An 18,980-nucleotide genomic window follows, 5' to 3' on the forward strand; every position below is an offset into this window, starting at 1 on the left:
CGCCAACTATAAAATAAGTTACTTTTTCTTGGGAAGAACAGATAAAATTCCTCCAATTAAATGTTTTTGGAACTCAGGTTCGTCATAGGACTCATCGGTATGTCCAAGCCCAGTATAGAAGACTTTCCCTCCATCGTAGCTCTGGGTCCAGGAGATTGGATGTTGATCACCCATTTTTCCACCTTGGTAGCTTTTTTCATCCAAATTCATCAAAACATGCAATCCGTCCTTCACGTCCTTGAAATTATACCATTCATCTTTGTGCCACCAGATCGGATCGAGGTGCTTGGTGGCCGGATGTTTTCTATCCAGCACATCAATTTTGGCTTTTTGTACGGCAGGATGAGACGCAAAATATGCTCCTACAAGGCCGTTATACCATGGCCAATCAAACTCAGTATCCGTCGCGGCATGGATACCCACAAACCCTTTTCCTGATTGGATATACCGCACAAAAGCTTCCTGTTGCGCATTATCGAGAATATCGCCAGTTGTGCTCAGAAAGATAACAGCGTCATATTTTTTCAATCCCTGATCTGTAAACAGAGCAGCATCCTCCGAATGATCAGATTTTATCTTTTCTTTATCTAGCAATTGTTTAAGTACCTGTACACCCTTTTCGATGCTTCCGTGTCTAAACCCTTTTGTCTTGCTAAAGATTAATACTTGCCTTTGTGCCTGAACAGCAGCTGATATCCCCAACAGGAGAAACAGAAAAATGAAGATTCTATTCATGATATAAATGGTTATTATGATGATTTAAGTTTAGGTTTACTATTTTCCGCAATGAAATTGCGATAAAAATAGCTGTAAAGAAAAGCCGTACATTCTCCCGATACACGGCTTTTCTGTTTTATTATTGTGTGATTAGCTCACGGTAAAAATCAAGACTTTCAATAATATCTTCCTCAGAAACGTAGATATCATATTGACAACTGCCAATTTGGTCAAGCAATGCGAAACCGATCTGATTGGACAGGTTTTTCTTATCATTTCGCATCAGATCCAACAAGGCTGTATCAATGGATGAATCAAATGTGTAATCGTTGAAATATTTTCTGAAGGTTTGGATCAAATCGTTTAATTCATCCAAAGGCAAACCATTCAATTTATGCGATAGATACCCCTCACAAATCATTCCTACAGCAATAGCTTCTCCATGTAATAAAGATGAAGCATCGTTCAACAACGAGTATCCCTCAATAGCATGACCAATTGTATGACCGAAGTTTAAAATTTTACGCAGTCCCTTTTCTTTCGGATCCTCAAGGATAACACGGTTTTTGATCGAAACAGAATGTTTGACCAAAGAATTGTCGATTTGATCGATCTCCAATGTTTTCACTCGCTCATAATAAGCCCGATCGAAGATCAGTCCATGTTTGATTACTTCAGCAAAACCTGAGATTAACTGACGTTGATCTAAGGTTTTCAAAAACTGGCTTGAAATAAAAACAGCTTGGGGTTGTGCAAAAGTTCCAATAATATTTTTCACACTTCCCATATCAATACCGGTTTTACCTCCTACTGATGCATCTACCTGAGAAAGTAAAGTCGTCGGAATTTGAATAAAATCCATCCCTCTTTTGAAAGTCGACGCGGCAAATCCCCCCATATCGGTCACCACACCACCGCCAAGATTGATCATCAATGAATGTCTATCAGCTCCGAAATCGAGCATATTATGCCATACACCAATACAGAAATCAATATTTTTATTTTCCTCGCCCGGATCTACTTCTATCACATCATAATTCGCTAAATTGGGTAAAGCTTGCTGAAACAGCGGCAAACAATTATCCAAAGTATTGGTATCCACCAATACGATGATCTTTGAGTAATTGCGCTCGGCTAAAAACGCCTCTAAAGAGGCCAACGTATCATCAAAATATACCTGATAGCCCAAACTTTCTATGACTTCCATTCTACGATTCTTTAAGGTTTAAGTTTTCTATTTACCAATATTGTTTAATATTACACCAATTTTATTTGCATCCCATCAAATTCAACAACATCTCCTGGTCTTAATTTGAGTCTTTTCCGGTAATCAACCTGCCCATTATACTTCACATACCCTTCCGCCACAACCCATTGAGCCATAGCGCCATGCTCTACCCAATTTAAAGCTTTAAGTAACTGTATAAGCTGGATATATTCGCCCTCGATTTTAAATTCTTGCATTTCACAAAAATAGTGGTTTAACTGAGGAATACAAGAATTATCATCGTTTTAATGCTTACTAAATTGCTACATTTGCCTTATTGCAAATAAAGATTATGATTGAGAATTCTGAGCCCAAGACATTATCCTTTGATAATACAGAGATTGCTTTTAAAGGTAAAAGCGATAAGGATTTGGAAAGAGCGTATTGGTTATTCAAAATAATAGCGAATAACTTCTTGACAAAAGTAGGTCCGTCAATGACCAACTTTGCCCTAAACATAGGACTGCCTATCCAAGGCATCATCCGTAAAACAATCTTCAAGCATTTTTGTGGTGGAGAGACCATCGCAGGTTGCGAAACAGCAATCAACGAATTGGGAGAGAATGGTGTAGGGACAATATTGGATTATTCCGTTGAAGGAGAGGAAACAGAAAGTGCATTTGACGCCTGTTGCGAAGAGGTATTACGTACCGTAGTTGCGGCAAGTAAAAACAAGTACATTCCATTTTCGGTATTTAAACCAACCGGATTAGGCCGATTTGAACTGTTTGAAAAAGTCAATGCGAAAGAGACCTTGACAGAGAGCGAACAAGCAGAATACCAACGCATGTTGGATCGTACCGATCGCATCTGTAAAGCTTGTCATGCAGCTGGTGTAAAAGTATTGGTGGATGCTGAACATTCATGGATTCAGGATGCGATCGATGATATTGCACGTGAAATGATGGAAAAATACAATATGGAAAAACCTATTGTCTATAACACCTATCAATTGTACCGCAGTGATAAGTTGGCATCATTGAAAGCTGATTTTGAATACGCCAAAGTAAGAGGCTTCCACATGGGTGCCAAGATTGTACGTGGTGCATATATGGAAATCGAGCGTGCACGTGCCGCACAAAAGGGATATTCAGACCCTATTCAACCCAATAAAGAAGCTTCAGATAGAGATTACAACGACGCTATTGAATTTATATTGGATCATTTGGACAATTTTGGACTGATGGCAGGTACGCACAATGAAGATAGCAGCATGCTATTGGCAAAAGAAATTGACAGACGTGGTATCGACAGATCAATCGACCGTATTTTCTTTGCACAATTATTGGGTATGTCTGATAACCTGAGCTTCAATTTAGCTGCACACGGCTACAATGTTGCTAAATACATGCCTTACGGACCTGTTAAAGCAGTGATGCCATACCTTTTCCGTAGAGCACAAGAAAATACTTCCGTCGCAGGAGCGACAGGTCGGGAGCTGGGGCTTTTGATCAAAGAAAAACAAAGAAGAAAAGCTAGTCGATAACGACTAGCTTTTTTTATAATTAACGGGCATCAAGTTCATCTACTCAAGGAGCTATTCTCAATTGGTTTCCAAGAAACATCCTACTTTTGAAAAGCACAAAAGCACTTTACCTATCCACTCGCCTCCCCTTCGTCCTTTTGAAACAAGCTAATTACAAAATCATTCCATATTCTTGAAACTATTATTTATGTTTGCAAACTTTTCCCTTAAAACAAAGTTCATACTGGAAGGGTGCTCCCCCGGAGCTTAAAAGAATACGATTTGAAATGGAAGAAAAACTTAGATTATTTGATCTTGCACGTCAACAGATGGGCAAATACCCCGATCTTGACATATTTGCACACAAAATAGACGGCAAGTGGAACCACATCAAAACGGCAGATTTTCTTGAACAAGTAGACAGCCTCTCCAAAGGGCTGATTGAACTTGGCGTGAAACCCAACGAGAAAGTTGGTATCATTGCCGGCAGCAGTATGGAATGGCATTTGATTGACTTTGCAATCCAGCAAATTGGTGCAGTAGTGGTCGCCATCTATCCAAATATTACGGATACAGACTATCAATATATCTTTAATGATGCCGAAATCAGGGTTTGCATCGTCAGTAACAAAAGCTTGTACGATCGCCTGATGAATCTAACCGACTCAATCTATACATTGAAGTATATTTTTTGTATCGCAGATCAGGAAGGCACACGTAGCTGGAAAGAACTTAATGATATAGGCTCCAATTGCTCCCTAGAAAAACTAGCAGCACTACGTGACCAGGTTAAACCTGAAGATCTCGCTACCCTGATTTACACATCCGGTACAACGGGCAAACCAAAAGGCGTAATGCTTTCACACAATAATATTTTTTCCAATGTATTGGGTGCAGCAGAAATTACCCCTTGTAAAGCTTATGACCGAGGACTGACCTTCCTCCCTCCTTGTCACGCCTACGAGCGTATGGTTTTATATACCTATATGTATCTTGGCTTTACGATCTATATCGCAGAATCTTTTGACAAGATTGGTGATAATCTGAAGGAAGTAAAACCTCATATCATGACCGTTGTCCCACGTATTCTTGAAAAAGTCTATGAGAAAATTATGAAAACAGGTCATGATCTCAGTGGTTTCAAACGCAAAGTATTTGATTGGGCTGTTTCAGTTGCAGAAGAATATGATCCAAATCCTGAGAAAAGAAGTCTATCCTATAATCTCAAACTAAAGCTTGCCAAGAAACTTGTCCTTAATAAATGGTATGAAGCATTGGGTGGCGAATTACTTACCGTTGCCTCTGGATCAGCCTCTCTTCACAGCAAGTTAACACGTGCCTTCTTAGCTGCAGGAATTCCATTATATGAGGGTTACGGCATGACCGAAGCCTCCCCACTCATTTCGGTCAATCATTATATCAAAGGAATACGCATAGGTACTGTTGGCCTTCCTGTCCGTTTTGTTGAAATAAAACTTGCTGAAGACGGGGAAATATTAGTAAAAGGCCCTAATGTCATGATGGGATACTATAAGAACAAGGCCGAAACGGATAAAACCATCATTGATGGATGGCTGCATACCGGAGATATTGGAAAGTGGGAAGATGAAAAATTCTTGAAAATCATAGACCGAAAAAAAGAGATGTTCAAAATTTCTGGTGGGAAGTACGTCATACCACAGCCAATAGAAACCAAGCTCGTTGAATCTAAATTTATTGAACAGGCAATGGTTATCGGTGACGGGATGAAGTTTGCTTCTGCCTTTATTGTACCAAACTATGCCCATTTGTTGGATTGGGCCAGAACAGATGCTCCTGAACTTGCAAGCATGACAAAGGATGATTTTCTGACTGACCCTGCCATTGTAAAAAAAGTCAATCAGGAGGTACGTCGGGCGAACCAACACTTTGGTAACTGGGAGCAGATTAAGAAACCAATTATTTTAACAGATGAATTTACTATTGAAAATGGAGAGTTAACACCAACCTTGAAAATGAAAAGAAAGGTAATTCTCGAACATCATCAGGAAGAGTTCAATAACCTCTATCAGATGGAGATGGATTAAGGATTAACAAATCAAAATTTTGACATAGCGCGCTATATTTATACGAGTAAAACATGAAATTATTAAAGGATAGAATCCTTCATGACGGTAAAAGTCTTGCAGGAGGCATACTTAAAGTAGACAACTTCATCAATCACCAGATGGACCCCGTATTGATGAAATCTATTGCGGTGGAATTTGTCCGTCGTTTTGCAGACCTCCCGATCAATAAAATCATTACAATTGAAGCAAGCGGAATAGCCCCAGCGATCATGCTTGGCTACCTTTTGGAATTACCGGTTGTATTTGTAAAAAAAGCAAAACCGACCACCATGGCTGATATGTATGTAAGCCAGGTACATTCATTTACCAAGAACCGAACCTATGACATCTGTGTCAGCAAAGAGTTTCTTACGCCGAGCGACAATGTTCTTTTTATAGACGATTTTTTGGCTAATGGGAATGCCGCTTTTGGTATGCTCGATCTCGTTAAACAATCGGGGGCTTCAGTATTGGGCATGGGATTTATTATCGAAAAATCCTTCCAGGAAGGTGGCAAAAGATTAAGAGAATTGCCCAATTTAAGAATTGAATCGTTAGCGCGGATAAAGTCGCTTGAAGTAAATAAAGTCAGTTTCGAAGAAGACTAGCAAAAAGAAAAGCCTCATCTTCCTAAAGATTGAGGCTTTTTTATTCAAACAACAAGATAAATTCTTTCTAATCCCAACGGTAGTCGTTGTAAAAATCTTCAGGATGTCTGCTAATTGCAACATCTTTTACAATCCGGATATTGGCTGCTCCCAAGTTGACATTTAACATAAATGAAGGTACATTTGCTGAAAAATTCCAACGACCATTGCGCATATACACGTAACCTCCTCTGTAAGGATCGTAGAATGTTTTGTAATCTCTAAAGTATACATGGTGTCTACTATCGTAACGATGTGCACTTGCCCAGGCTGGTGCTCCATGACGGTATCCTTTTCGGTATGACTTAGCTACTTCTTTATGATACTTACGGTCTTCTTTTTCGCGTTTTTCTAAATATTTTCGATATTCCTTATCCCTTTTCTCTTCATATTTTCTACGCTCTTTGTCCTGTTTCCATTCACGTTCATGTCCACGATGTTGAGCCGAAGATTGTTGAGGAGCGATTAAAACCAGTCCTCCAATTGCCAACGCGAAGTATATCATCTTTCTCATAACAGTATAATTTAAATTTAAAAATCAATTCCACTCCGCCTGTGTTCCATTCTTTTTTACAAGCGTTTCTATGGGTATGACTTCAATGTTTGAACAAAGGTTTAATCGATCGCGACGAATTTAATTTGTGCCGCAATATATAGAATCCATTACTTCAATTTAACGTATCTTTGTACCATGTCAAATACAGGATATATCACTGAAGATACCATTGTTGCATTAGCGACATCTTCCGGAACAAACGGCGCTATTGCTGTCATACGCGTTTCGGGCCAAAATGCCATAAAAATTACGAACGAAATATTTAAAGGAAAGAACCTACTTCAACAAGCATCACATACCATCCATTTCGGAACCATACGCGATGGCGAAGAGATCATTGACGAAGTATTGGTCTCCTTATTTGTAGCCCCGAACTCCTATACGAGAGAAAATTCGGTGGAAATATCAACGCATAACTCCAAATATATTATTGAGCGCGTTGTAAATTTACTCATCAAAAAAGGAGCACGTGCTGCCCGTCCGGGAGAATTTACCTTACGTGCATTTCTCAATGGCGGAATGGATTTATCCCAAGCAGAAGCAGTTGCCGATTTAATTGCATCCAATTCTGCCGCCTCACATCAAGTGGCGATGCAGCAGATGCGTGGTGGCTTTTCCAATCAGCTTAAATCCCTTCGTGAAGATCTCATTCACTTTGCTTCACTGATTGAATTAGAGCTTGATTTTTCGGAAGAAGATGTGGAATTTGCCAACAGGGATCAGCTAAAAAATCTAATCAACAAAATACAGGTTATTGTTCAAAAATTAGTGCAATCTTTTGAACAGGGTAACGTCCTAAAAAATGGTGTTCCTGTTGTCATTGCCGGAAAACCTAATGTAGGAAAATCAACGCTATTGAATGCTTTTTTAAACGAAGAACGTGCCATTGTTTCTGATATTGCAGGAACAACGCGCGATACCATTGAAGATGAAATTAATATTCATGGCGTCACATTCCGATTTATTGACACAGCAGGTATACGTGAGACGGCAGATGTTATTGAAGCAAAAGGTGTTGAGCGTACCCGTGAAAAGATGAAACAGGCGCGATTGATCATTTACCTATTTGACCCTACACAGGACAAAGTCGAGGAAGTACAAGCGCAATTACCTGAAATCGAGCGCCTACAAATTCCATTTGTCACCATTATCAATAAATCAGATTTGCTTTCTGAGGCGCAAAAAGAGGTTTACAATGTCCTTAATCCGCTTTACATTTCAGCGAAAGAACAAATCGGTGTCGAGGAACTGAAAGACGAATTGATCAACCGTGTACAATTAGGAAATTTAAATACCGACGATGTCATGGTCACCAACATACGTCACGTAGAAGCGCTACAAAAAACAGCAGATTCACTCGAACGCGTAATCTATGGTATTGACAATCCGGTCACTTCTGATTTTCTAGCGATGGATATACGCCAAGCCTTATATCATCTTGGTGAAATCACCGGAAGTGTTTCTACAGACGATTTATTGGATAATATCTTTTCCAAGTTCTGTATCGGAAAGTAAACAGATAAAATAGAACAAGCCAACATACTGATGATTAACTTATTTACAGGATTTAATTTTGTAGTAATTAACGAGTAAGTTGGCTTTTTTTGCACCCTATTGTCCCTCAAACTGGTAATATCTTTTAAACCCGGGAGAAATAACTTCGCTTTAGGTATTTTAATGCATATCCTGGAAGTATGTCTTCCAAAATTATACTTTGAGTCAGAGGCCATTTAATTTTTAAAATCCGTTGATGAGGAAAGACTTTTCCATTGTTCTATTTGTTCTGAAAGCTGGACAATTTTATCTTGTGCTCTTTGAAATGCATCAGTTCCTAAAAATAATAACACTGGAGGGTTTGCGTTAAATACCAATTGAATTAAAACATCAGCAATCTGACTAGGGTCGCCTAATTGATTGCCATCTATTTCGTTCATTCTTTGATGAGCCGTCCGCAAATGCTGATAAGCGTCAATCTGATTTTGGCAAAAAGCAATCGAATCTTGTTTAGCAAAATTGGTACGAAACCATCCGGGCAAAACTGCCGTTACATTAATACCCAATAGTTTTAACTCATTGGCCAACGCCTCTGATAGACCTGTCACTGCGGATTTTGCGGAAGAATAAATGCTCCATCCCAACCCTGGTGCAAAACCAGCAATAGATGAAATATTAATAATGTGCCCCGAGCCCTGGTTTCTTAAGTAGGGTAATGCCCCTTGAATAACTTTTACTACAGCAAAGAAATTGATCTGAAAGTTTTCTTCTATTTCCGCAGCATCGAGTTCCTCCAATGCTCCCCCTAATCCATAACCTGCGTTATTGATCACAACATCCAAACTTCCAAAATACTTCGTTGTTTTTTCAAGGGATTTGGCGATAGATTGTTCATCTTTTAAATCAACTTCCAGAGGAAGAAAATTCTCTCCTTGAATAGGTAATGCTTCAAAAGCAGTAACTGTTCTTGAAGTTGCCGCTACTTTATGACCTTTGCTCAACAGTTGTTTTACTAGTGAAAGTCCTATTCCCTTGGATGCTCCGGTGATATACCAAATTTTTGTATTATTCATAACATTAATTTTCATACAAAATTATTCTACTCTCACGGGTATATTTTATGGATTTAACACCAATGCTTGCAAAATTCAAACCTGCCTAAAACTACCCGGAGTTATATTGGTATATTTTTTAAAGAAATTGGTAAAATGAGATTGTTCTTCAAAGCCCAGGACATAACTGATTTCTGAAATGTCCCATTTAGTATATTTTAAAAGAGCCTTGGCTTCTGAAATTAGACGCTCAGCGATATGATCTGTAGTGGTACGCCCTGTTTGTTTTTTTATACAGCGATTCAAGTAGTTTACGTGTATAGAAAGTTGATCGGCAAACGTTTTAGGTAGGCGAAATTCGAAACGTTGAATTTTTAACTCTATGGGAAACTGGCGCTCTAATAATTCCATAAAGACAGAGGTGATTCTATAGGCTGCATTTACAGCTTCTGTATTGTATTCAATAGGTTTCAGCTTCATGCCATAATAAATTAACTCACAGAGGTAATGTTTAATCAGCTCGTATTTGTAAACATAATCAGTATCCGCTTCTTTTATAATCTTTTCAAATACTGCTTTTAGTTCAGAAAAATCATCACCCTTTATGCTAAAAACAGGTTGGTCTTTAGTCGTAAAAAGTGGTAGTTTCAGCAGATCTAACCGGAAGTTTCCATTCAGGAACTCGTTACTGAACACGCAAAATATCCCCTTAGAATCTAATGACAAGGGTTCGTAAGTATATGGTACATGCGGGTTGAAGAAAAGCAATGTGTTTCCGGTAACAGGAATACTTTTGTCCCCATAATGAAATATACTGTCTCCCTGTAACAACATTATTTTAAAAAAATTACGCCTTATAAAAGATGGAGATGTAGTGCCGGTACGAATTCGATCTTCAACTCTAAAGACACCAAATTGCCCGGTATTCTTTTTAATTTCAACACATAAATCTTCATCATATTTATGTTTATAAAACTGCTCTATCGTTTCTGGTGTTCCTTTCATACCTATTGACTGAAATTTTTATCAGAATAATCTTATATAATTAATCTACCCTTATTAAACTACCGGTCATTTAGGCAATATCTTGTATATGCATATCAATAAAGCTTTGTAGTGCTCTGGAAGGTGCTTTACCCTTCCTGTAAACCAGTAAAGTTGTCATTGTTCCCAGCTGTTTATTCAAGGGATAAGTACAAATATTTCGTCCCTGATAGTATCTTGACACGACCTCTTCCGGTAACAAACTAATGCCTAAACCTGCATCAACAAAATTAATAATACCTTCAATAGAATTGAGTTCAATACTTTTGTAATTATGAATTCCTTTATGGCTAAACCAGGATTCTAATCGTTCCCTAAAAATACAGCCATTGTCAAAAACGATACTTTTCATAGGCTCCTTCGCCAATAGTTTATTTAATCCCGCTTCTTTTGAAGATGCTAAAATAACAAGCTGCTCTTCTTTTATCTTTATTTTTTCTAACCCACTTATATTTAAAGGTCCAGATACAAAAGCTGCATCAAGTTTGTAATTCAAAACATCTGAAATAAGTGAATCTCTGTTATCCGATTTAAATTCTAATTCTACAGCAGGATATTTTTCTCCAAAAGCCAACAGTATTTCTGGCGCTTTTAATGTCATCGTTGTTTCCATACAACCTATAGTCAAATGCCCATTAACCGTCTCATTGCTTATTATTTCATTTTTAGCTTCCTCTACTAAATGCTGAATTTGTTTTGCATAGTTCATCAGTATCTTTCCTTCTTCAGTTAACTCAACTTTACGGGAAGTACGGGAAAATAGTTTTGCATTGAATTCTTCTTCGAGACTTTTTATTCTGGCTGTAACATTGGATTGTACAGTGAACATAATATCAGCAGCTTTAGTAAAGCTACCGCTTTCTACAACTGCTTCAAATATTTTTAAATCGTTTGTATTCATACATAAATCGTTTTTTGTGATTTTTTAAATCACATTTAATCGTTTTTAACGATTAAATGTATAGCTTATTTTTGACATTCAAAATAATTAAGATGAACAAAGTAATTAGACAAACCATAGCAAGCCTATCACTAACGCTATGCATGAGTAACATTTCAATGGCACAACTACCACAAAATTTAATTTCAAAAAATAAAAACATGGACAATCATTCAATTCACTATCAAAACATTAAAGTAAATGGATTAAACATATTCTATCGAGAATCAGGAGATGTAACTAAACCAACTCTACTACTATTACATGGGTATCCAACCTCGTCTCATATGTTTAGAAACTTAATTCCTATTTTAAGCAAAGACTATCATATAATAGCACCTGACTTACCAGGGTTTGGCTTTTCAGATGCTCCGGATCACAATAAATTCAAATACACATTCGACAATTTAGCTAAAACAATGCAGGACTTTATTGACCATCTGAAAATGAATCGTTTTACGGTTTATATATTTGACTATGGTGCTCCTGTAGGATTGCGATTAGCGATGAACAATCCGGAAAAAATAACAGGAATTATTTCTCAAAACGGTAATGCTTACAAAGAAGGACTTAGCAATGAGTGGGATGCCATTCAAAGATATTGGAATGAGCCTACACAGGAAAACAGAATGGCCTTAAAAGATTTTGTATCCAAAGAAGCAACGTGGTTCCAGTATCATCAGGGGGTGTCCGATACGTCTTTAATAGCACCTGAATCTTATACGCTAGATCAACAATTTTTAGACCGAGACGGAAATATTGATATACAACTGGATCTGGTTAAAGATTATAAAACCAATATCGCATTGTATCCAAAGTTTCATGAATACTTTAGAAAATATCAACCTAAAACATTACTTGTTTGGGGTAATAAAGATCCTTATTTCTTACCTCAGGGTGCGGAAGCTTATAAAAAAGATTTACCTAAAGCAAAGCTTACGTTCTACAATACAGGCCATTTTGCATTAGAAACAAATGTTACTGAGATCGCTGCAGAGATCCTTGAATTTATGCATAAATTACCCAATTAATTATTTACCTAAAACGCTATTACTGCGAAATATCAATCTCTCACTAATAGCGTTTTTCACCCTTTTGATTAAACATCCAGGTCTTCACCTGCTTAAATACATTACAATGAAAGCCGCAATTTTAAATGAGTTTGGTTCTGTTGAAAATTTTAAAATTTTAGAAATTCCAACACCAAAGCCACAGTTTAAAGAAGTTCTAGTAAAAGTTATTGCTTCTTCTGTCAACCCCTTAGATTACCAGATCCGTCGTGGAGATTACAAAAATGAATTAACCCTACCTGTTATTACAGGACACGATATCTCTGGTGTAATTGTAGAAGTTGGCCCCGGAGTAGAAAATTTTAAAGTTGGAGACGAAGTTTATTATTCGCCAGAAATTTTTAACGGACAGGGAAGTTATGCACAATATCATTGTGCTCATGAATCCATCATCGGTCTCAAGCCTGAAAACATAAGCCATTTAGAAGCCGCAACACTTCCTTTGGCTGCCGGTACTGCGTGGGAAATGTTGGTTACAAGAGCGCAACTTAAGATTAACCAGACTATTTTGATTCACGGAGGCGCAGGTGGTGTAGGAATACCAGCTATTCAGATTGCTAAAGCTATGGGAGCAACTGTATTTACGACTGCGAGAAAAGTTCACCATCCATTCCTACTTGAGTTAGGGGCTGATTATGTTATTGACTACAAAAATGAGGACTATATTCACACGATTAATCGATTAACTCATGATAAAGGAGTAGATGTAATCATTGATACTATAGGAGGTAATACTCTCGCTGATAGTGGAAAAATACTTAGTCAGATGGGACAGGTTATTACACTGGTTGACATTGAGCAGCCGCAAAATCTTATTGAAGCATGGGGAAAAAATGCAACTTATCACTTTGTTTTTACAAGACAAAACAGGAATAAGCTAGATGAGCTTACTAAGCTGGTGGAAAGCAAAAAACTAAAGCCTGTTTTTACCAAGACCTTTTCATTGTCAGATATTGGTAAAGCCCATAGCCTTTTGGAAACCAAAGCAGGTGTTGAAGATTTTTATGGTAAAATTGCAATAGAAGTTGAACATTAAATGTCCCTTCGTAAGGAAAAGTACTTGACAAGATATAAAAACCACCTAATACGGGCGGTTTTTAACAATATGGAAGGATCTGAATATTGTGTCTTAACGAATTTACGCTATAGTTTTAGGTCTTTGCAATAAAAAGGACTATCGTTGACAAAATTACATAACCGAGTCCAAATGTTTGCCTGCATCAAACCATCAACTAAGGAGGTTAGTTCATCACAGTATCTAATCTTTCCATCCTTTACTATAAATTCAGCAAAAACTTTATGGGGGTGTTTCGATCCATCTTTTAGTGTAGAACTCACTAAATGTTTCGTGAATACAGCATTGTCTTGTTCTGCGTAGTTTAGAATTTTTACTTGAACTGTATCAATTAGATCCTTTAATTTTTTGATATGCTGCTTAAACTGATCCAGGTTCAATTGTGTTTGACATAGCCTTAAGGATAGTAGGATACAACAAAGAGCAAGATCTTACCATGGTAAGATCTTGCTCGTATTAGTAAAAAAATAGACAAATCCGGCGCAGACCAGAGCCAAGAACTAATTGGCTTCAAGTTGAATATCACCCGAAATTAGTCCTTCACTTTTTGCCCTTACCCGTATTTTACCTTTGTTTTTGCTCCTGACAATCGCCAAGACTTTACCATGAAAAGCATTGCGTGAAGCTGATTGGAAGCTTGTCAGATCCGTTGTATTGCCATTGTCTGTCGCCACAATTTTTGCAGCATCTCCCTCCACCTCAAATTCGATTTTATCGTCTGCATCAGGAACGATCGTACCAAACTCGTCCACGATATAGGCATGCACAAAGGAAAGTTCTTTGTTTGCCGAATTGAAAGTCACGTTTTCTGAAGACAATTGTATACGATGCGCTTTCGCTGCCGTACGGATCGTTTTACTTAGCAGTTTCTTGCCACCTTGAAACGATATTACTTCAATCTCCCCTGGTTCAAATTCAACGGCCTTAAATACAAGGTCGTACCGGTCTGGGTCCTTGGACTGCTCCCCTATCTTTTTACCGTTCAGATAAAGCTCCACCCGGTCAGCCTGATTAAAATACACGACGATATCTACCCGGTCACCTTGCTTCCAATTCCAATGAGGCAATACATGTAAGACCGGCTTTTCTGTCCATACGCTTTGATACAGATAGTAGACATCTTTCGGAAATCCAGCTAGATCCACAATACCAAAGTACGAACTTCGTGCCGGCCAGGTATACGGTGTGGGTTCGCCGAGATAGTCAAATCCCGTCCATACATACATCCCAGCAATATGGTCATACCTTTCCATCAACCTCAAGCTTGTCTGATGATTTGAACCCCATGGTGTAAATACATTGTCGTAAGCCGATATGTTCCTGTCTTCATTCCCGCCAGAAAAAGGAATATCCCATCGTTCAGGCCACATGCGACTAGAATCATAAGGAACCAAATCATACGTTCCGCGGCTTTCCAACGCCGAAGTGCTTTCCGTTACGATAAACTTCTTTCCGGGATGGTCCTGTGGGAAGCTTGCCCATTTCGTATGGTTATAGTTGTAGCCAATCAGATCTACCGCCGAACTCATCAGCACAGGATTGGCTTTGGAGAGCTCATTATTGGCAATGGTGGTCGGACGTGTGCCATCCAGACTATCGACGATTGCGGCCAGCGCGATCGGAATGGCTGTACCATCAGCTTTGGAATGCCATTGCTCCTGCGCTTCATTGCCCAGGCACCAGATAAACAGCGACGGATGATTCCGGTCCCTTTTGACATGGTCAACAAAGTCCCGCTTGTACCATTCGTCCCAGTATAAATGATAGTCATAAGGGTTTTTATGCCCTTTCCAGACATCGAAAGTTTCGCTCATCACGACAAAACCCAAGCTATCGCAAAGGTCCAAAAACGCTGGAGCCGCAGGGTTGTGTGATGTGCGTATCCCATTGACCCCCATTGCTTTCATAATGCGGAGCTGACGTAATGCTGCCGACGTATTGAATGCCATACCCAAAGCGCCGAGATCACTATGTAAACAGACACCCCGGATTTTAAGCTGCCTCCCATTAAATATAAAGCCCTGTTGCTGATCGAAACTAAAACTACGTAAGCCAAATTTCGTACGCTGTTCATCTACAACCCGACCATCAACAATAAGTTTAATTTTTGCAGTATATTGATAGGGATTTTCAATACCCCATAAGACGGGATTTTCGAGGACTATCTGCTGAGCGATGGAGTGCAGACCTGCTTTGACAGCGCTCAACGTGGTACGTTTGCTTGCGACAACAGCACCTTGAGCCGAAAGAACCTCTGTCAGTAGCGTAATCTTTTTTGATTCCTCAGGGTTATGCTCAATTTCCAGGGAGAGATCCACGACAGCACGTTTCTCACTGAGCTGCCCAGCTCTTATGAAGGTGCTGTTCGTTCCTATGCTGACTGGATTCCGGCTGATTAATTTGACATCCCGATAGATCCCCGACCCCGAATAGAAACGCGAGTTGGGCTGATTCTTATTGTTTACTTTTACTGAAAGCAGGTTTTCCCTACCATCCCAGTATAAATAAGGGGAAAGCTCATATTCAAATCCGATATAACCATTGGGTCTTTTTCCTAAGAAATGCCCATTGATCCAGACTTCACTGTTTTCGTATACACCTTCGAATGCAATAAATATCCGTTGCCCTTGCTCAGCCTGAGCCAGCTTAAACGTTTTTTGATACCATCCTACACCACCATCGAGGTAAGCAGCCCCGCTACCTGCGGGGCTGTTTTCTCTAAATGGCATTTCGATACTCCAGTCATGTGGTAGATCGAGCTTTCGCCAGCCCTCTCCTTTTCGTCCATTGCTATATTGCTGGCTGCTATCCAGTTTAAACCACCAGCCCCCATTAAAATCAATAACCTTTCTGGACTGTCCACTTAAGGAGCCCGCGGTCGCCAATAACAGGAAGAGCAGGATCATCATTCGGCTATATCCTGTGTGAAATAGTCGCTTCAACATAGGCTTATTTAGTCTTATTGGTATCCGAGGCATTTTCGGTCAAACTCTCCTTGTAGGCCTTGCTGATAAAATTGAAGGTCAGCATAGCTGCTCCGTCGTTCGAAAGCACGGGATCCCGCAATACCGCCAGTTGCATCGTATTCTCGGTCAGCGACATAATTCGTACATCACCCCAGTCGACAACGATCCCATCTTGCGGCTTTCCATGTAAAGGGGCAGCCCCGGTCATACGGATGGTTTTCTTTTCGGTATCGATATTAAAAGTCCCCTTCTGGACTTTCCCCAGCATAGCATGATTCACGTTGATGTTTGCACCGCCTTTCAGATCAAAAGTCATACTTCCATAATCACCGGCAGGCATAAGCCAGCTATTGCCTTTCCAATCGGGTTCCCAACTCCAGCTATCGCTATTTAAAGGCGCGGCTGTTTTATTGATGCTTCCCCACCAGTCACCTGTGCCGTAAAAATACATTGGACCTTTAAAGTAGCGGGAAATGCCCTCAGCATCCAGATCAAGGTACCAGGTTTTCTCTTCCCCTGCCCCGCCCGTCAATAAGGTCCAGGTCTCGTCACTGATAAACTCGGCATACATCTGATCGATTTTAAATGTCACTGGCTCGCCGTAGACGATGCCACCACGCGTCTCGACACCAAATTTAACGGTGTACTCACCGGGAAAAGGCATTCTCAGGGTTACCTTTTTCTCCTGACTCCGTCCTTGTGGATGCTCCCACAATGGGGTATATTTTGAATCCATCAAGCTGGTTAAATACACAATATTGGGATTACTGGCATCATGTTCAACGGTAAAGGCCTTTCCCTTCTCCAACTGCGTCGAAGTGACATCGATGTCTCCCAGTGTATAATTCTCGGGAGAACAAGCTCCAAAGAGTACCATCGCCGCAAAAAAGCAGATGGCATATGTGAATATCTTTTTCATGTTTGTCTAGTTATAATTCAACCAATAGTAAGTCCTAGTATACCTGTGTTTAGTTCCATCCAGCATTTTGTTTCAGTACACCATTGGATAAGGTAATCTGCTTGTTGGGTATTTGCATAAATCCTTTCGTTGTCAAAAAACGCTCTTTAGTCACAGTGACCTTCTCCGGCACAGATCCACTGAGCACATCTTCGGTTGTTTCCAGTGTAGCGGCGGCGTTATTCAGCCCCTGCCGCAATACATCCCAATAGCGGATACCTTCAAATGCAAATTCAAATTTTCTTTCCTTCAGAATATTGTTTTTTGAAACTGCTAGCGGCACAAAATTGGCCTTGTAAGCTCTTTTCCTTACCTCGTCAAAGTATTTCTGTGCGTTTGCGGAACCGAGTTCTGCCGCCATAAGCAAGACATCAGCATAGCGGATGACAAAGTAATCCTGGTCTTGGGACAGTTGCATATCCTTATCCCCTCCGGTATTGGTGGTGCCGTCCGGCAATGCTGTGGGGGCGTATTTTTTTATGGTGTAACCTGTATACTCACGCTGGTCTTTCAGGTCAAATCCCGTGATATTCTCGCCATCGATATCAATAATTGAGGCAGTTTTGCGTGTATCCATGTTGTCAAACTCATTGAAGAACTTTTTGCTTACCGTACATGCCCCCCATCCTTGGCCATAAGGCGACCAATTTTTACCGCGCAAGCCCAGAAAGACGACCCAGCGGTTGCCATCAACATAACCGTTGTAGTTCGATGTATTGTTGAATTTCTGTGCAAATACAACCTCACCATTTCCCTTACCGGCATATTTGGATATATCTAGCGTATTATTGCTTGCATTGGGGATATAACTCGCTGCCGGCCACAGATTTTTAAAATCAGCCACCAGCGCAAACTGGCCACTGTTGATAACCTCTTCCAGTCCCGCCAGGGCTTCGGCTTTGGAGACACCGATATCTTCGCCGCCATAATAGCCTGCATAAAATAGATAAACACGGGCCAGTAGCGCTTTAGCAGCAAATGGAGTTGCCCGACCATCATTGGTTGCCGCAGCTGATTTGGGGTAAGCTGTTGCTGGGATATTGGTAGCCGCAAATTTAAGGTCTGAAACAATCAGTTGATAAATCGCTTTGGGGTCCGACTGTGGAATATTCTCATTGGTTGGGCTCGTTAGCAAAGGGATGTTTTCGAATAGACGGACGAGATCAAAGTACATGGTGGCCCGCAGGAATTTCGTTTCCCCTTCGATACGTGCCCGCGCTGTTGTGTTGCCTGAAAAATCAGTACCGTCCAATTTTCCCAAAAGGGTATTGCAGCGAAAAATTCCCGCGTAGTAATCAGACCAGGTACCATCAAAGATATTATTGTCCGATTGGGACTGCGCAATATCAAAACGGTCTATTGCCTGAAATGAGCGACTGTCTGTTGTACCTGTTCCACCAAAACAATTGTCGGCGGCCACCTCTGCTGTCAGATAGAAAGACTGGCTCCCATTGGAGGTCGTCCGTTGATAACCATCATAACAGCCGACCAGAGCCATGTCAGCATCGGCTACGGTTTTATAAAAATTGCTTTCCAAAACGCTTGTCATCGGTTCGACATCCAAAAAACTGGATGAACATGATCCTAAGATTAAGGATCCAAATAACATGGAATGATAGATATAGCTCGTTTTTTTCATGAT

Annotated in this window: 16 protein-coding genes; 6 read left to right on the forward strand and 10 right to left on the reverse strand. The window is 39.9% G+C overall.

What is annotated here, in order from left to right:
• Positions 1–18: 18 nt before the first annotated feature.
• The 3 genes from M2419_RS25285 to M2419_RS25295 form a co-directional block, all read right to left on the reverse strand.
• Entirely contained in the window at positions 19–735 is a 717-nt protein-coding gene (locus tag M2419_RS25285) for a ThuA domain-containing protein (protein ID WP_159728586.1), read from the reverse strand.
• Between the two features lie 121 nt (positions 736–856).
• Positions 857–1,924 carry a 3-dehydroquinate synthase gene (gene aroB, locus M2419_RS25290; protein ID WP_159728588.1) on the reverse strand — a complete coding sequence of 356 codons (1,068 nt, stop codon included), beginning with the start codon at positions 1,922–1,924 and terminating at the stop codon, positions 857–859.
• A gap of 50 nt (positions 1,925–1,974) precedes the next feature.
• Positions 1,975–2,181, reverse strand: a complete 207-nt coding sequence (locus M2419_RS25295; RefSeq protein ID WP_070568728.1) for an RNA-binding S4 domain-containing protein — start codon at positions 2,179–2,181, stop codon at positions 1,975–1,977.
• 95 nt (positions 2,182–2,276) lie between these two features.
• Between M2419_RS25295 and M2419_RS25300 the strand changes: the two genes are divergently transcribed.
• The 3 genes from M2419_RS25300 to xpt all read left to right on the forward strand — a co-directional run bounded on the left by M2419_RS25300 (position 2,277) and on the right by xpt (position 6,144).
• Positions 2,277–3,470 carry a proline dehydrogenase family protein gene (locus M2419_RS25300; protein WP_159728590.1) on the forward strand — a complete coding sequence of 398 codons (1,194 nt, stop codon included), beginning with the start codon at positions 2,277–2,279 and terminating at the stop codon, positions 3,468–3,470.
• Between the two features lie 266 nt (positions 3,471–3,736).
• Positions 3,737–5,515: a long-chain fatty acid--CoA ligase gene (locus tag M2419_RS25305; protein ID WP_259255835.1), complete on the forward strand. Its 1,779-nt coding sequence runs from the start codon at positions 3,737–3,739 to the stop codon at positions 5,513–5,515.
• 53 nt (positions 5,516–5,568) lie between these two features.
• Positions 5,569–6,144 carry a xanthine phosphoribosyltransferase gene (gene xpt, locus M2419_RS25310; RefSeq protein ID WP_153846943.1) on the forward strand — a complete coding sequence of 192 codons (576 nt, stop codon included), beginning with the start codon at positions 5,569–5,571 and terminating at the stop codon, positions 6,142–6,144.
• A gap of 67 nt (positions 6,145–6,211) precedes the next feature.
• Here the strand turns inward: xpt and M2419_RS25315 are convergent, their stop codons facing one another.
• Positions 6,212–6,697: a hypothetical protein gene (locus M2419_RS25315; protein ID WP_120334634.1), complete on the reverse strand. Its 486-nt coding sequence runs from the start codon at positions 6,695–6,697 to the stop codon at positions 6,212–6,214.
• Between the two features lie 177 nt (positions 6,698–6,874).
• Here M2419_RS25315 and mnmE point away from each other — a divergent pair, with 177 nt between their 5' ends.
• The gene (gene mnmE, locus M2419_RS25320) at positions 6,875–8,254 is read left to right on the forward strand and encodes a tRNA uridine-5-carboxymethylaminomethyl(34) synthesis GTPase MnmE (protein WP_259255836.1); all 1,380 of its coding nucleotides are present in this window, start codon (positions 6,875–6,877) and stop codon (positions 8,252–8,254) included.
• A 215-nt stretch (positions 8,255–8,469) separates the two neighbouring features.
• Here the strand turns inward: mnmE and M2419_RS25325 are convergent, their stop codons facing one another.
• From M2419_RS25325 to M2419_RS25335, 3 genes are all read right to left on the reverse strand, one after another.
• On the reverse strand, positions 8,470–9,306 hold the full coding sequence (locus M2419_RS25325) for an SDR family oxidoreductase (protein ID WP_259255837.1): 837 nt from the start codon (positions 9,304–9,306) through the stop codon (positions 8,470–8,472).
• Between the two features lie 75 nt (positions 9,307–9,381).
• Positions 9,382–10,290, reverse strand: coding sequence for an AraC family transcriptional regulator (locus M2419_RS25330; RefSeq protein WP_259255838.1), 909 nt, complete (start codon positions 10,288–10,290; stop codon positions 9,382–9,384).
• A gap of 70 nt (positions 10,291–10,360) precedes the next feature.
• Positions 10,361–11,230 (reverse strand): LysR family transcriptional regulator, encoded by an 870-nt coding sequence (locus M2419_RS25335; RefSeq protein ID WP_259255839.1) that lies wholly within the window; start codon positions 11,228–11,230, stop codon positions 10,361–10,363.
• 92 nt (positions 11,231–11,322) lie between these two features.
• On the opposite strand from M2419_RS25335, the gene M2419_RS25340 reads away from it, so the two are divergent.
• Positions 11,323–12,300 carry an alpha/beta fold hydrolase gene (locus M2419_RS25340; protein WP_259255840.1) on the forward strand — a complete coding sequence of 326 codons (978 nt, stop codon included), beginning with the start codon at positions 11,323–11,325 and terminating at the stop codon, positions 12,298–12,300.
• A gap of 106 nt (positions 12,301–12,406) precedes the next feature.
• Positions 12,407–13,375 (forward strand): zinc-dependent alcohol dehydrogenase family protein, encoded by a 969-nt coding sequence (locus M2419_RS25345; protein ID WP_259255841.1) that lies wholly within the window; start codon positions 12,407–12,409, stop codon positions 13,373–13,375.
• Between the two features lie 539 nt (positions 13,376–13,914).
• Here M2419_RS25345 and M2419_RS25350 read toward each other — a convergent pair.
• From M2419_RS25350 to M2419_RS25360, 3 genes are read right to left on the reverse strand one after another with little or no spacing between them, the layout of a single operon-like run.
• Entirely contained in the window at positions 13,915–16,359 is a 2,445-nt protein-coding gene (locus M2419_RS25350; protein ID WP_259255842.1) for a glycoside hydrolase family 2 TIM barrel-domain containing protein, read from the reverse strand.
• Between the two features lie 4 nt (positions 16,360–16,363).
• On the reverse strand, positions 16,364–17,299 hold the full coding sequence (locus M2419_RS25355) for a hypothetical protein (protein ID WP_259255843.1): 936 nt from the start codon (positions 17,297–17,299) through the stop codon (positions 16,364–16,366).
• A 49-nt stretch (positions 17,300–17,348) separates the two neighbouring features.
• Positions 17,349–18,977 carry a RagB/SusD family nutrient uptake outer membrane protein gene (locus M2419_RS25360; RefSeq protein ID WP_259255844.1) on the reverse strand — a complete coding sequence of 543 codons (1,629 nt, stop codon included), beginning with the start codon at positions 18,975–18,977 and terminating at the stop codon, positions 17,349–17,351.
• Between the last annotated feature and the right edge of the window lie 3 nt (positions 18,978–18,980).

Origin of the sequence: Sphingobacterium sp. BIGb0116 (assembly GCF_024808035.1) — a bacterium.
Taxonomy (GTDB): Bacteria; Bacteroidota; Bacteroidia; order Sphingobacteriales; family Sphingobacteriaceae; genus Sphingobacterium; species Sphingobacterium paramultivorum.

What these genes read in the sequence shown, in the direction of transcription:
- M2419_RS25285 (WP_159728586.1), bottom strand. Translation starts at nt 735, where the DNA reads ATGAATAGAATCTTCATTTTTCTGTTTCTCCTGTTGGGGATATCAGCT.
- aroB (WP_159728588.1), bottom strand. Translation starts at nt 1,924, where the DNA reads ATGGAAGTCATAGAAAGTTTGGGCTATCAGGTATATTTTGATGATACG.
- M2419_RS25295 (WP_070568728.1), bottom strand. Translation starts at nt 2,181, where the DNA reads ATGCAAGAATTTAAAATCGAGGGCGAATATATCCAGCTTATACAGTTA.
- M2419_RS25300 (WP_159728590.1), top strand. Translation starts at nt 2,277, where the DNA reads ATGATTGAGAATTCTGAGCCCAAGACATTATCCTTTGATAATACAGAG.
- M2419_RS25305 (WP_259255835.1), top strand. Translation starts at nt 3,737, where the DNA reads ATGGAAGAAAAACTTAGATTATTTGATCTTGCACGTCAACAGATGGGC.
- xpt (WP_153846943.1), top strand. Translation starts at nt 5,569, where the DNA reads ATGAAATTATTAAAGGATAGAATCCTTCATGACGGTAAAAGTCTTGCA.
- M2419_RS25315 (WP_120334634.1), bottom strand. Translation starts at nt 6,697, where the DNA reads ATGAGAAAGATGATATACTTCGCGTTGGCAATTGGAGGACTGGTTTTA.
- mnmE (WP_259255836.1), top strand. Translation starts at nt 6,875, where the DNA reads ATGTCAAATACAGGATATATCACTGAAGATACCATTGTTGCATTAGCG.
- M2419_RS25325 (WP_259255837.1), bottom strand. Translation starts at nt 9,306, where the DNA reads ATGAATAATACAAAAATTTGGTATATCACCGGAGCATCCAAGGGAATA.
- M2419_RS25330 (WP_259255838.1), bottom strand. Translation starts at nt 10,290, where the DNA reads ATGAAAGGAACACCAGAAACGATAGAGCAGTTTTATAAACATAAATAT.
- M2419_RS25335 (WP_259255839.1), bottom strand. Translation starts at nt 11,230, where the DNA reads ATGAATACAAACGATTTAAAAATATTTGAAGCAGTTGTAGAAAGCGGT.
- M2419_RS25340 (WP_259255840.1), top strand. Translation starts at nt 11,323, where the DNA reads ATGAACAAAGTAATTAGACAAACCATAGCAAGCCTATCACTAACGCTA.
- M2419_RS25345 (WP_259255841.1), top strand. Translation starts at nt 12,407, where the DNA reads ATGAAAGCCGCAATTTTAAATGAGTTTGGTTCTGTTGAAAATTTTAAA.
- M2419_RS25350 (WP_259255842.1), bottom strand. Translation starts at nt 16,359, where the DNA reads ATGTTGAAGCGACTATTTCACACAGGATATAGCCGAATGATGATCCTG.
- M2419_RS25355 (WP_259255843.1), bottom strand. Translation starts at nt 17,299, where the DNA reads ATGAAAAAGATATTCACATATGCCATCTGCTTTTTTGCGGCGATGGTA.
- M2419_RS25360 (WP_259255844.1), bottom strand. Translation starts at nt 18,977, where the DNA reads ATGAAAAAAACGAGCTATATCTATCATTCCATGTTATTTGGATCCTTA.